We start from the raw sequence: 15,641 nt of genomic DNA on the forward strand, positions 1-15,641 counted from the left end.
GTTATCTTTTCCTAACTTTGCTTGAATTTTATCAATGAATTCTGCTAATTTACGCTTATTTTGGATATAAACTATAAATTGTTCAACTGCGGATTTTTGGAGAAGATTTTGAATATCTTGAAAAATTTGCTCTTGGATTTTTTTCTCCAAGTTAGATTTATCGCGTAATTTGACTTTATCGGTAAACCTACAAGATTCAATAATAATTTGATAATTGATAGTTAGACTTTTCGCTGGATATGTATTGGTATTAATGATGATAGCAGGTAAATTTTTAAATGTGAAAGATTCCACTGACAGAGGTTCAATGTTTGCTTCTGCTTTCCGAAAAAAGACTTTATTTGGTTCGGGAGTAGTATCTTCTAAATGTTGACGAATGACATTTTTATCAACTATAGAAGCATCAGCAACAATAATTTTAGTATTGAAACCATTTTCGAGAGATGCTAATTTATATTCTCTCACTATTTTGTGAATTCCATCTAAAAATTCTACTCCTCCTTCATCTCCAGTAATTTCATCTATCATAATAAATAGATGTTTGATACGACGAGAAATTTTTCGCATTTTCTCTGGGAAAACTGTATTCTCTGTTGTATTATATGCGTCACTAAATATTTTAGTGAGATGTTTTAAAGTATCCCCATAATCTGTTTTTTTCAATGACTGTGTGGAAGTAGTAGCAATAATTTGGTTATATTTTTCACAGCTAATGAGGTTATATAAACCTTCACAGATACTATTTAGAACTCCTTTGGTTTTTTGTCCTATATCTTGAAATGTATCATCAGTAATATGTTTAAGTCTATCTTTGCGTCTAGCTTTTCTTTGAATATTTTCACTGTTGAGAAAATGAACTCCTCCTAAAGTAAAATCATCTTGATGTTGGTTTGATGTGTATGCGACTGAATATTTACCCCAGTTATCTTGAATTAAATGACTGTGGGAATTGATTGCAAAAATTCTGTTATCAACTAATTTTCCAGTTTCGTGATTTTTAAATTTCTCGATAATGTCAAGATTGACTTGTTTACGGGGACTAACGTAGAATAAAAGAAAACCATCATCTTTGTGTTGTGTGAGAAAATCCACGATAGCAGTAGTTTTTCCAATTCCCGGATTTCCAGTTAAGAAGATGTAGGTATTTTTGGAAAGGAGATATTGTTTAATTAGTTGATTATGTGCTTGTCGGAAGTTGGGATTTCCGGTTAAATTCAAAGTAGAAATTAACTCTGGGGGTACGGTTGCGACAGAGTTGTAAAATTCTGTGATTTTTTCGGTGTAAGTTGGTAATATGTTGATGGTATCTGGACTAATTTCTAAAAGTGAGTTAACAAATTCCTTTCCTTGATCAAAACTAGTACAAGCAGCACGTTTAATTCTATCGAGAACTTTGTGGCGTGCGTCGGTAATTTCTGCGGGACTGCTATCATATTTATAGATTTGATAACAGGTTTGGAAAATGTCGAGATCCTGTGCTGGAATAGAGATGGTATTGAATGAGCGATCGCTATATCCAACTGCATTACATACCAACTGTGATATATCTGGAATCATCGTCGTTTTTTCCAGAAACTGACAAAAGCTATAAATATAACCAGCAGCTTGAATTAATTTCGCGCTTTCTTTATCCTTCAATTTAAAAGCTGTAAAATATTCCTTTAAACTTGGGGAAAAATCTAAACCTAAAGATTCGGTATCAATTCGCAAACTAGAAAATACACTTTTAGAACGAATATAGTTAACATCTCGCATTAATAAGCGACGAATAATTTCTACATAATCAATATTTTCCATATCTTCGTCAGTGTGAATCGAAAATACTGACAAGTCAAGACATAAAACCCGATATTTGCGTTTATATTTCAATAAAATTAAACTATCAGCATTGAGAAAATCACCTTTACCTTTATATGTATCAATATAATTTGCAGGATTTTCTAAATTTTTAAACTGGGAAAAAACATCTTTAAACCATTGTTGATGATTAACTTCATGAGTACCAATGCTGTTATCCCCATTAAAACAACATTGATAATATAAAATGTCTAAATGTCGAAATTTTGCTGGTTCATTACATCCAATAGAGTTGATATATTCCTGAAAGAAATTTAAACCACATAAAAACCCTTTCTGAACAAAAAATTGACACCAGGTATCAGCTATTTCTCTGTCTAGGTTGCTGATAACTTTCCTAACTATGGTTTTTCTAATTTCCGAAAATTTGAGATGTTTAAGTTCATCATGGTATAAATTTCCAAAGCAATTTTTGATTTGGTTTTTGTGAATATAAGATAAAATACCAATATTAAATCCTACTTCAAATAATCTTCCTAAATCATCTGCTATTTTTGCTGTCATATTTTGGTTTGTTTCCGTTCACATACTTACAGCGATTTTCGGGTAAATGAATCACATTTTATATCTCACGCAAAGGCGCAAAGACGCAAAGGAAGAAAGGAATAGAAAAATTAGCGTGTGGTACAAATACATGAAAACTGCTGTAATTTGGAAATTTTTATTTACCTGCTGTTATTAATCCTTGAGTTGAATTTTCCTGATTTTTGTTAGCTAAACTATCAACAGTAGAGAGAAACTCATGTTCTAAATAAGGTTTAGTTAAATAGGAATTTGCCCCTAATTCGTAAGCTAATTGACGATGTTTCTCCGCACTCCGAGAAGTGAGAACAACAACTGGTTTCTTAGCAAAATCTGGGTTTTGACGGATATGGCTTAATAATTCAAATCCGTTCATGCGCGGCATCTCTAAATCAGAAATAATTACTTCAATTTCTGGATGTAACTGCAATTGTTCTAAAGCTTCTACACCATTTTGGGCTTGTAATACTTGATAGCCAGATTTTTGCAAAGTCAAAGAAAGAGTTTGCCGCAAACTAATGGCATCATCTACTACTAAAATCACCTTTGGTAATTTGCTATTTCCTGACACATTAGCAGTTAGCTGTTTTTGGGTATTAATTGCTGGAGTAGATGTAGTAATCAATGGTGTAGAGGTAATAGTTTCCTCTGACATTGGCAAAGCTTGTGGGGATGTCATAGGTAGTGACATGACATCCAATGTGGCTTGCATTTCTTTAGTATCAATCAACAAAGTTCCATCAATAACTAAGATCAAGTTACCATTAGCTAAACTACTACAACCATAAACATATTTTGGTGGAGTCAGAGAATTTCCTAATGGTCTAATTACTAATTCTTGTTCCCCAATAATTTGGTCAACTTCTACCCCTACCATTCCATGATGACGACGCAGTAAAATGATGGGATTTTTTACCATTCCTGCGTCTGAAGCATCGTGGATATTTTGCAGATTATTGGTACTCAGAACTGCGCCATTGTAATACATCAAACTCTCTAATTTTTGGAGGCTGACCATCAATTCATCATCATCTGTGCGCCAATGTAAAAATTGTTTGCCTTCAAATTCTTTGATTTGTTGAGCAGAGGGAATAACTATTTTTTCAATACTATCTTGTAGTAAAGCATAAATAACGCCACCTGCCTGAACTAACATGAGTTTATCTGTAGTCATAGAAAAAGGAATTTTAAGGATAAATGTTGTTCCCTGATGCGGAGATGATTGCACTGAAATTGAGCCGTTTAGTGATTGTAACTGGGTACGCACAATATCTAAACCCATACCGCGGCCTGAGATTTCACTGACTTTACCAGCGGTAGAAAATCCAGGAGCAAACATCATTTCTATTAGTTCAGATTCGCTGAGGTGATGAACATAATCTCCACTATGATCATCGGGAATCAGATTCAGTTCTATGGCTCTAGTCCGGACTTTTTCTAAGTTTAAACCTTGTCCATCATCATGGATTTCAATAACAGTTTGACTACCCTGATTATAGGCGCGAATTTCAATAATACCTTGGACTGGTTTACCTCTTTCTTGACGAAGTTCGGGAAGTTCAATACCATGATCAAAAGAGTTGCGTACTAGTTGTAAGAGAGGATCATACAGCTTTTCCGCGATCGCTTTATCAACTAGAACTTGTGTACCAGTAAGTTTTAATTCTACCTGTTTTCTATAAACGTTGGCTAGATTTTGCACCATTTGCGGGAAGCGACTCAGGATAGTTCCTAAAGGTAACATTCTCGCTTCTACCAAGTTATCTATAATATTCAGGGTTAAAGTCTGTTTTTTGTCACTGATTTGAGTAGCTTGTCTCATCAACAATTCCAGAGATTCCGAAGTTTCTTGGATTTGCAGAGTTTCTTCCATTGCTGTGTGTAATGTCAATTGAAACTCTGAATATACATCCATTTCTAAAGAATCGAAATTTACTGTACTCACTGATTGAGTATTGTCAGATGTGACATTATTCCCTTGTAATGGTAAATCCCGTAATTGATATAAAGTTAGTTGGTGTTGGTTAAGTTGCTGGCTTAATCTATCAATTAGTTCTATAACTTGATCATCGTATAAAGTCCGTCTTTTTTGATAAATTAATAATTCACCTGTGAGGTAATTAAGGCGTTGTAATCCTTCAACATCTACCCTCACAAAAGATGGTTGACGGGAGTTTTTATTAACAGTATCGGTTGTTTTCTCTTCTACTTGTTGATTAATTTTTGTAGTCTCATCATCTGTGATCACCTCTTCACTGACTGCTGATAATGTCACACTTTCTAAATAACTATCATGATTAACAGCTTCGGCTGTTTCTATAATTTGCGTGGTGACTATTTCCTCATTACTATCTGCAATAGTTTCTCCTCCCCATATTGATTCCAAGAGATTATTACTATCTTCAAGGAACAACGCAGGAGATATTTCTTTGATAACTAGCAAATCTTGTAACTTAGGATGATCAAGCCATTTCTTTTCGGCTTCAGTGACTGGGGGGTAATTTTTATATTCTTTGCCTAATTCGCGGATTTGCTGCCTTAATCTTTTGATAATAGGGATAGCACTGTTATTTTGCTCAATAGTGTATTGGAATTTAGCAATTGCGAGGATAATAATTAAAATTACACCACGACGATAAAGAGATAAAGAGTGACTATCTTCTTCATTTTCTATAAAGAAAAGAAATTCTTCTAACCACCCTTCTAGATAATTTACAGGAGATTTTTCACTAGGTGGAGGAATTAATAAAGAGAGATTTAGTTCTAACTCTGGTGTTTCTCTGTAGTGGTTAAACCAGCCAAAAATATAACGAATTACTTTTAAATAAAACTTGGCATTAGCTGGTTTTAAAGGTTCATTATTGCCATTACTAAGTGTGATTAAAAACTGATAAAAATTAGCAGTAAGATTAAAAAATGTCTCTGCAAAAGATTGGTGAATAGATGTAATAGACGGCTCATATTTGGGGACTGTAGCCAAGGAACTGGTTGTTGATACAGGAGAGGAATAATCGTCTGTAATCTGTGCCAGTGCTTGTAATTCTGGAGATGGTGAACCTCCGGAACTGCGATCGCCTGCCAAAACATCTATTTGTGCTGCTTGTAAGTCAGATAAAGCAATTTTAGCAATTTTGAATATCTGTTGAGGATTAGCATCTACAGCCGCCACAATTGTGCGTGCCAGTTTTTCCAATCCGGGGAGATTTAAAGATTCTGCCAAGCCGATAAATACTTCACTTTGAGAGTGTAATAATTCACAAAATTCAGCCCGATCTGGTGGATTATTAATAGCTTGATTCAGACTATCTAAACGTTGTTTTACTCCGACTTCAAAAATAGATTTAACAATATCAAATCCTAATTCTTCTGATGTGGGAATATGAGTTTCCGCCCCAAAAGCATCACCTAATTTTTCTTGAATTTGGGCAAATGCTGTAGTTGCTCGGTTCAAAAGTCCGTCAGCATTAATATTACTATTAGTAACTTCGGCTGTAACTGCTAATTGCAAGCATTCATAACCTTCAACTAATAGAGCTTGTAATTCCCCATCAATAACAACATTGGGACTATATAAAGCCTTAAATATATCTTCCAAAGAATGGGCAATTGTCATGATGGTATCGAGTCCAACATTGGCTGCTCCACCCTTAATCGTGTGGGTTGCCCGCATTAAATTATGGACTTTAGCTGTACTAGAATTGTCAACTAAAGTAAATAAATCTTGTTCAATAGTTTGTAATAATTCGGGGGCTTCACCGAGGAAATAGGCATAGCCCTGTTCTCGAATTGCTGGATCTGTAATCATAATAATAATGGAAAATTTACAATTGACAATGGACAACGAAGAATGGACAATTGATAATTGTCAATTATCAATTGTCAATTATCAATTAACTATTTGACCTTAAACTTACTAGCAGTTGCTAATAAATCCTGTGCCATTCCGGTTAAACTTTGGAAGACATTGGCAATTTCCTGCGATTCTCCAAAGGTTTTGTTAGCAATTTCTGCCACATCATTCATAGATTTAGTGACTGTACCAGATTGCTGCATTTGTGTTTGGGTGGCTTCAGTAATGCGTTCAATCAATTGACTAATTTCCGCCGTTGCAGAAACGATCGCATTCAGGTTTTGGCGAGTGTCATTAACTAAATTTGTCCCTTCCACAACTTGCTGAATCCCTGTTTCCATAGCTACGGCCACTTCTCCAGTTTCTGCTTGAATCTCCTGGACTAATTTTTCAATTTCGATAGTTGCTGCTGCTGACTGACGAGATAAAGAACGGACTTCATCAGCTACCACTGCAAAGCCTTTACCATATTCACCAGCCCTAGTTGCTTCAATAGCCGCATTCAGAGCGAGAACGTTGGTTTGAGTTGCAAAGCTACTAATCAAATTTACCACTTTGGAGATTTTTTGCGATGACTCACTTAGACGTTTAATCTTTTTACTGGTTTGAGCTACGGTTTCTCGAATGGCTTGAATAGCATTAACTGTTTCATTCATGGCGGTATCACCAGAATCTACAGTTTTATTGGCTTGTTGAACGGCTATCTGCACTAATTGGGCGTTGTTAACTACCGCTTGGGTAGAATTTACCATCTGTTGCAAATCACCCAAGGCTGTAGTGATTTCGTCAGATTGTTGTTTAGCTAAATGAGTCAATCCCACCAGTGAGGTACTGCTGTTAGTAGAGGTTTCGGCTACTTTTTGAGAAGATGATTGCACCTGGAGAACGATTTGTTGTAGTGCTTGCAGAGTGCCGTTATAAGCGTCAGCAATAGTCCCTACTTCATCTTCTGTAATGGGGGCGCGAACCGTCAAATCCCCTTTGAGAGCGGGTTTAACAGCCATCAGCAGTTGAATAGAACGCTGTTGGAGTAATTCTTTAGCTGCTTTTTCTCTAGTAGCTGCTTCTGATAGTTTAGCCGATTGGGTTTGTAACTGTTGCAAGAATTCCGTTTGTTGCAAAGCTAGTCCTAGTTGATCACCAATCCGCGCTAACAGGTTGGTTTCTGACTCTTCCCAATGACGGGTACTAGAGTTTTGATAAACTGCCAATAATCCCCAAAGTTTTTCACCGAAGAGAATGGGAACAATTGCATAGGCTCTGGCTTCAAATCTTTCCAGAATTTCAATGTAGCAAGTATCAAAACTGGCTTCATAAATGTCACTGACTATTAACTTGTTACCTTTTTTATATTCACCGCCGTTCATTGCTTGTAAACAAGGGTCATCAAAGGCAGTTTTCAGTTCAGGTGTAACCAGTTTTATCCAACCTGTGGCTACTGATTCCGCGACGAAATTACCACCCCAATCAGATGTAAATTTATAGACTGCGGCGCGATCGCATTTGAAGAGTTGACGGATATCCTGAGTTGTGGATTTGAAAATTTCTTCGATTCCAGAATTTAAGGATTGACGAATTTGGTTAACTATCTTGGAAAAGGTTTTTTCCTGTTCAACTGTCTGGGCGATTTTTGCTGATTGTTGGCGTAATTTATCGAGATAATCAACTTGAGATTTAGCAAGGCTAAATTGTAAGCCTATTTGAATTAAAAAGTTAACTTCTGAAGATTGCCATTCCCTTGGTGCAGAGTTTTGATAAGCTGCTAATAAGCCCCATAATTTTTCTTCAAAGAAGATGGGAACGATCATGTAGGCTTTGACTTCTATCTGCTCTAAAATCTCGATATGACATTGAGCATGGCCGACTTGATAGATGTCATTAACTACGAAAGTTTCACCTTTGGCATATCTACCACCTTGGGTTTCTTGGAGGTGGCTATCTGGCCAAACCATTTGGAAGTCTGGTGTTACTACTTTTGTCCAACCACTAGCCACTGATTCGGCGATAAATTTACCACTCCAATCAGATTCAAATTGATAGACTCCGACGCGATCGCATTTTAATGCTTGGCGCACTTCTTGGGTGGTAGTTTTAAAGATATCTTCCACACCGATAGCTTGACGAATCCGCCCAACTATTTTATTAACTGCTTTTTCTTGTTCGGCTACTTTCGCTAATTCGGCAGTTTGTTCTTGAATCTTTTGGATATAGTCAATTTGAGATTTTGCGAGGCTAAATTGTAAGCCTATTTGGGTCAAAAAGTTGATTTCTGAAGGTTGCCATTCCCTGGATGCAGAGTTTTGATAAGCTGCTAATAAGCCCCATAATTTTTCTTCAAAGAAGATGGGAACAATCATGTAGGCTTTAACTTCTATCTGCTCTAAAATTTCGATATGACATTGAGCATGGCCGACTTGATAGATGTCATTAACTGCAAAACTTTCACCTTTGGCATATCTACCACCTTGGGTTTCTTGGAGGTGGCTATCTGGCCAAACCATTTGGAAGTCTGGTGTAACTATTTTTGTCCAACCACTACCCACTGATTCAGCGATAAATTTACCACTCCAATCAGATTCAAATTGATAGACTCCGACGCGATCGCATTTTAATGCTTGGCGCACTTCTTGGGTGGTATTTTTGAAGATTTCTTCGACATTTCCGGCTTGACGAATGCGGTTAACAATCTTATTAACTGTTTTTTCTTGTTCGGCTACTTTCGCTAATTCTGCTGATTGTTCCTGGACTTTCTGCACATAATCAATTTGGGATTTAGCTAGGCTAAATTGCAAAGCAATTTGATTCAAGAAGTTAACTTCTGAAGGTTTCCATTCTCGCGCTCCAGTATTTTGATATGCTCCTAATAAACCCCATAGTTTATCGCCAAAGAAGATGGGAATAATCACATAGGATTTAGCTTCAAATTGTTCCAAGATTTTAATATGACAATCAGCCAAACCTATTTTATATGTGTCATTAACCACAAAGGTTTCACCTTTGGCATATCTACCACCTTTGGTATCTTGTAAGTAGGTATCATCCAAAACGGTTTTAATATTTGGACCAACTAATTGTGTCCAACCAACACCTACTGACTCAGAGACAAATTCGCCACCCCAATCTGCTGTAAATTGATATACAGCAACGCGATCGCATTGTAAAGCCGCCCGCACTTCTTGGGTAGTGGTTCTGAATATCTCTTCTGTATCTAAGGATTGACGGATTCTATTGACAATCCTATTAATCGCTTTTTCTTGTTCTGCTCTTTGTGTGAGTTCTGTTAAATAATCTATCTGGGTTTTTGCTAAACTAAATTGCAGGGCTACTTGACTCAAGAAACTCACTTCTGATGTTTGCCATTCACGAGGATTACTATTTTGATAAGCGGCTAATAATCCCCATAATTGATCACCAAAGAAAATCGGCACATTAATATAAGCTTTGGTTTCAAATTGTTCCAGCAATTCTAAATAGCAAGGGGTAATATTAGCAGCATAGATATCATTAACTGCAATGGTTTCTCCCTTAGCAAATCGCGCTCCTTTGGTTTCTTGAAAAAATGTATCTTCAACCAGTTCTTTCCGTTCAGTATTAACTAATCTTACCCAACCATGACTGACTGATTCAGCTACAAATTCTCCACTAAAATCAGGGTGAAATTTAAACACAGCGACGCGATCGCATTTCAAAACCTGACGCATTTCTTGGGTAGCAATCTTAAAGATTTCTCCCATATCTAAGGATTGTCGAATGCGACTAACTATCTTTGTTAATGCTTTTTCTTGTTTAGCTATTTGTCCTAATTGTTCTGTTTGTTTCTGTACTGTTCCTAGATATTCTCCTTGGGAAACAGCTACACCAAATTGTGAACCAATTTGATTTAAAAAGCTAACTTCCCAATCTTGCCATTCCCGCGTTCCAGTATTTTGATAAGCTGCGAGTAAACCCCATAATTTTTCTCCAGAGAAGATGGGAGAAATGATATAAGCTTTAGCTTCAAACTGTTCTAAAATATCAATATGACATTGAGCCAAACCGACTTTATAGGTGTCATTAACAACAAAGGTTTCTCCTTTGGCATATCTACCACCTTTGGTTTCTTGGAGGTGAGTATCTTCCCAGACCATTTTGTAACCTGGAGTTACCACTTTCACCCAATTATTACCAACTGACTCAGATACAAATTGACCACTCCAATCATCATTAAAACGATAAACGCCGACGCGATCGCATTTCAATAATTGCCGAACTTCTTGAGTAGTGGTTTGAAAGATTTTTTCAACATCTGGCTGTTGTAAAATCTTAGTTATAACTTTCGCTGCTGATTGTTTAGCTAGAGAAGATTGTTGCAGTTCTCTTTGTAACTTAAACCCCTGAACTCGGTAAGTAATTTCTGTGGCAATTTGTGATAACAGGGTAGTTTCTGTTTCTTGCCACTGTCGCGGTATGCCACAACTATGAATTACCAATAAACCCCAAACTTTACTATCAACAAAAATTGGTAAACTTAAACTAGCTCTGACTTGAAATTTTTCTAGTAGTTGCTTTTGGTAGGGAGTGACTTGAATTTGATTGATATCGTCAATAATTACGGGTTCTGCATAATCTTGACTGGTATAAACACCAAACAAGATAGCAGCCAGACTTTCATTAATCGCAGGTGTCCAACCTGTGGCTCTAGATTCTGCTAAGACAGTACCGATATCATCTGTGGTAAATTGGTAGATCAGGACGCGATCGCCCACCAATTTATCTCTAACTTCTGCTACGGTGACGGATAATAACTTTTCCAAATCAGGAACTTGGCGCATTCTGGTTGTTATTTCCTGAAACCGCTGTCTCCAGATTTTAAATTCTTGGGCTATTAAAGTTTTACTCGATGAATCTTGATGATTACCGTTGGCTACATTGCCATTATCTTTTTTCTTTTCTTCGCTTTGTGCTGTAGTAAAAACATTTCCAGCATCTTCATTTGGGTTTTGATATAAAGTCGTCATGCTATGAACCTCAATAATTATAGTAGGTAACGAAAAACTGGATAAACATTCTCAACTCCTTCCTTCTTCCTTCCTCCTGACTGGACACTGAGCGAAGTCGATAGCGTAGCGTGGCGTTAGCCATAGTGCTGACTCCTTCTTCAATTATGTATTGTCCACATAGAAGTTTGCAGCATTGCTGAAGCATCCAAATTGAAAATCATTTGTTCAGAATCATTAATAAAATAACCCTGTAAAAAAGGTGTCATTTCTGGATAGAATACCTCTCCTGAAGGTTGTTTCATTTGTTGGGTATCTAACCAATCAATATCTATGAGTTGACGAATTAATATTCCCAAATATTTTCCGTCATTTTCGAGAACTAAAGCCATCATTTTCGACAAGAAATTTGATCCTTGTAAAAGTGGTGGATAACCTAGCATTTCTTCCAAATCAACCAACCACAACATTTCCCCCCGCCAATTATAAATTCCGACAACACAATTAGGCATTTGTGGAACACCACATATTTCTGTGAGTGGTATTTGCACAACTTCTGTAATTTGTTCTAGGGGAATGACTGCGGTATCTCTTACTCCTAAAGAAAAGCTTAAAAATTTCTGTTTGGTTTCCAAAATTAATTTTCCTTTACCCTAGATAATTCTGCTTAGTCACTATAAATTAGTGACTAATGTGCAATCTATTTTTATTTAATCAATCCTTTCAAAGTCCGCATCAATTCTTCCTTATCTACTGGTTTAGCCAGATAAGCATCAGCGCCTAACATATTTCCCCACATTTTATCAACATCACTGCTTTTAGTGGAGCAGAAGATTACAGGAATGTTACTAGTATCGGCATTATCTTTTAATTCCCGACAAATTTCATAGCCACTTTTATCAGGTAAGATCACATCTAGAACGATGATATCTGGTTTATTTTTAACTATTTTAGATTGTGCTTCTTCACTACTTTTCGCACATATTACAGCATAACCTTCTTGCTGCAAGTAACGACTGATAATTTCCATATCAGTCAAGCCATCTTCCACTACTAATACCGTACTCATGATAACTACCTATTTAATTCTTTTAAGAAAGTTAACAAAAACAGATCAAATAAACACTTTTTGGCGCTTTATTTTATCTCACTTGATACATTGTATAGATATTCCTCCATCAAATCTACGTATTCAACATAAATTAACATACCTAATCATTAAGTTTAGGTTTGATAAGTTCTGATTAAAAAAGGTTTCTAGTCGTAGCAAGAATCAAAGTTAATTGCAGATGACTTTGTTAATGTTAACACCATCTTACTATTATTATCTCCGTAAAAATTATGAACTTTTGGAGAGATTTATAAATATAAAAGTCCGTAGAACTTTACTATCCGGTATATTGCCTCTTTTAGAGAGGGATTGAGGTTATAAATTCTGATCACTGGCAGTTTCTACATGAGATCCATTGTTATTATTTGATAGACCAGGTACGCGTATATATTTACGAACTACGTTCATGACTCGATCAGCAACTATGGGTTTAGAAATAAAGTCTGTAGAACCAACGACTTTAGCGCGAACTCTATCAACCAAGCCATCATTACCAGTTAAGATAATTACTGGTGTCTCCGCAAAAGCAGAAATTCTGCGTAATTGTGTACAGATTTCATAGCCGCTGGCTATGGGCATAATTAGGTCTAAGAAAATTAAGTCTGGTTTTTCTTGAATAATGATAGGTAAGGCTTGTACAGCGTCTTGGATTTTAATAAATCTCAATCCGTAACCGGTCATAATTTCTTCTAAAATTTTACAAACCTGGGGGCTATCATCCACACAAGCTACTAAAGGGGGAATTTGATTTCTGGGTTGTTTAGAGGTAGAGTTAACATCGGTAACTGTGAGAGGTAAATCAGGTACTTCTACTAATTCAATAATGCCTTTGAGGATATAGGGAAGTAAGGAACGAGCCACAGGCATAACATCCTGTTTCATTCTGACGGCTAACTCTCGTAAAGTAAATTTACCATTAATTAAACTCACGAAATTCCTGTATACGGATTGATTTACGAGTTGTTGTAGTTGTTCTGGTCGGCGCAGCACGGGTGCTAAATTAGGAGAAATATTTGCTAACCCAGCTTGTGACCAAATTGCCCATGCGTCTTGCATTTGCTTGATGGACATATCTGCACTGGTAAAGCTCATTGGCATTTCTAAGATGACTTGCTGACTGCGACTACAAGTAATGGAGCTAAAATCTAGCTCTTGAGCTAGGTCAAAAAATAGCTCTGCTATGGTACTTTCGACAATGGCGTGAATTTTTTCTCTTTGAATTTTCTGTCTTTTGTATAAAATATTTAGGAGATTATAATCCCAGTAGTCAATGGCGATATCTTCATAACGACAACGCATTTTATCCAAATCAATACCAGAAGAATATTGAGCGATGTTTCTACGCCAACGACGGAAGGGATGATCACTACCTGTAGCCCAGACTATTCTACCCAGCCGATAGTAGAAAACCCATTGTTTCCCTTTAGAACTTTTAATATTTAGTTGTCCGTTGTATTGTAACTGAGTACATTTTTTAAACTCACTGAAGAGGTTTTGTGCTTCTATCACGTTTTGGTTGGTCATAGTTTCCTTCTTGAGAATTTATTAATTAAGTAATTGATAAAAGCGGTGATATTCATACGTTCATTAGTAAACTAGCTAATGATTCGATGAGGGAATTAAATACAGTCGGCTCGTCTAAGCTCGCACTTTGGTCTATAATTTTCTTTGTAGTCAGGCTCTGGATAAGTATTAAAAGAATTTGATGCTTTAGAGCGGATGATAATCTGATTTAGTAAGTTTGCTTATACTAAATCAAGTATATTTTAACTGAAATAAGCTGTCCTATTTGATTCACCTGTAATATTATACTCTTGTTAACCTCAATTTATATCAGTAATAATCCTTATTTTAATTATTTTTACTATTCGTCCAAGTTGGTAATTATTCTCTCTTGTACCTTTTCCTAGTAAGGAGTTTCCTGACTAGGATTGCAGGGCAAAATTAACAATTAACAGTTAAAAAACTAGATAATACAAGCTTTGTGTAAATCTTTAATGGTTGGTTTATTTACGCAATTGTGTACTAGCAACTTAGGTTATTAGTTATATTTCATTATGTACCTGATTCCATGTTTTCAATTAAGGATTTTTTGAATTTTACGAGTATTATGTTAATTTAGTCTTCTTCTTTCACAAAAAAATACACAAAATTAAATAGCAAAGTCAAGCATATTTCCTTTGTAATGTATAAATTTTTCCACTGCTCCCTACAAGTGTTCAGAATAAGACAATTACTTAGACTGCTAATGGCATAAATTGTTTCCGAGTTTCTGTAATTCTTTCTCGGTGACTCCTGGCTGGGCGCAGTGAATCTTAACTGGGCGCAGTGGATATTGACTGGGCGCAGGCCCTGCGCCCCTACCTCATGACTTTTGCCCTATTTAGAAGTTTCTTGGTTATGGGTGGTGACAGCCGCGCGGATATTACCTTGATGTGCGGCTAGTAGTTGCTTACCAGCTTCTGGATCTAGACCTGTCGAGTGGATTAATAGAGCCAATTTGACCCATTTACCGCTGCGTTCTAGTAAAAAACCTGCGGCTTCTCGACTTAAGCCGGTGAAGTCTTGTAAAATCCGCAGAGCGCGATCGCGTAACTTTTGATTAGTGACAGCGACATCAACCATGCGATTACCGTAGACCTTACCTAATTTGACCATTACCCCTGTAGAAAGGATATTGAGGACTAATTTGGTAGCTGTACCAGCTTTGAGGCGTGTAGAACCAGCTAAAACTTCTGGACCTGTCAAGAGACGAATATCAATATCCGCCTCAAAACTGACTTGTTCACTGGGAACACAAGCAATAAAAATAGTCAGCGATCCACGTTGACGAGCGGCATTAATAGCACCGTGAACAAAAGGAGTTGTTCCCCCTGCGGTAATACCGACGACTACATCTAGTTGAGTAATTTGACGTTGAGCGATCGCTGTTTCTCCATCTTCAGCCCGATCTTCTAAATCTTCGGAACTGCGGACTAATGCACCAGCCCCCCCAGCAATAATTCCCTGTACCAATTCTGGAGGAGTACAGAAGGTGGGTGGACACTCGGCCGCATCTAATACTCCTAACCTGCCACTTGTTCCTGCACCCACATAAAATAAACGGCCACCTTGACTGAGCCTGTGGGCTGTACGATCAATAGCTGCTGCTAATTGAACTTTAGCTTCTGCGACTGCGGCTACAGCTTTTTGGTCTTCGCTATTAAATAACTCTACCAATTCTAGAGAGTTGAGTTGGTCTAAGTTGAGACTATGAGGATTGACTTGTTCGGTGAGTAGATGCCCGCGTTCCTGGAAATTTGTCATGATCTTGTGTATCCTGTGT

Annotated in this window: 7 protein-coding genes; all 7 read right to left on the reverse strand. The window is 36.8% G+C overall.

All coding sequences use genetic code 11. The annotated features are described in order from the left end of the window. A partial coding sequence (locus tag FJR04_RS19040) for a helicase (RefSeq protein WP_168497660.1) occupies positions 1–2,361 on the reverse strand: 2,361 nt, incomplete at its 3' end. A gap of 157 nt (positions 2,362–2,518) precedes the next feature. After that, complete coding sequence (locus tag FJR04_RS19045) at positions 2,519–6,184, reverse strand: hybrid sensor histidine kinase/response regulator (protein ID WP_168497662.1); 3,666 nt, start codon at positions 6,182–6,184, stop codon at positions 2,519–2,521. 89 nt (positions 6,185–6,273) lie between these two features. Continuing rightward, positions 6,274–11,226: a GAF domain-containing protein gene (locus FJR04_RS26265; protein WP_217359429.1), complete on the reverse strand. Its 4,953-nt coding sequence runs from the start codon at positions 11,224–11,226 to the stop codon at positions 6,274–6,276. 140 nt (positions 11,227–11,366) lie between these two features. Beyond that, the gene (locus FJR04_RS19055; protein WP_168497664.1) at positions 11,367–11,840 is read right to left on the reverse strand and encodes a chemotaxis protein CheW; all 474 of its coding nucleotides are present in this window, start codon (positions 11,838–11,840) and stop codon (positions 11,367–11,369) included. Positions 11,841–11,911: 71 nt separating this feature from the next. Continuing rightward, positions 11,912–12,274, reverse strand: coding sequence for a response regulator transcription factor (locus FJR04_RS19060; RefSeq protein WP_168497666.1), 363 nt, complete (start codon positions 12,272–12,274; stop codon positions 11,912–11,914). 357 nt (positions 12,275–12,631) lie between these two features. After that, the gene (locus tag FJR04_RS19065) at positions 12,632–13,840 is read right to left on the reverse strand and encodes a response regulator (protein ID WP_168497668.1); all 1,209 of its coding nucleotides are present in this window, start codon (positions 13,838–13,840) and stop codon (positions 12,632–12,634) included. Between the two features lie 855 nt (positions 13,841–14,695). Then, positions 14,696–15,622: an N-acetylmuramic acid 6-phosphate etherase gene (gene murQ, locus FJR04_RS19070; protein ID WP_168497670.1), complete on the reverse strand. Its 927-nt coding sequence runs from the start codon at positions 15,620–15,622 to the stop codon at positions 14,696–14,698. Positions 15,623–15,641: the final 19 nt, after the last annotated feature.

This window comes from Anabaena sp. UHCC 0204 (genome assembly GCF_009711975.1).
Taxonomy (GTDB): domain Bacteria; phylum Cyanobacteriota; class Cyanobacteriia; order Cyanobacteriales; family Nostocaceae; genus Dolichospermum.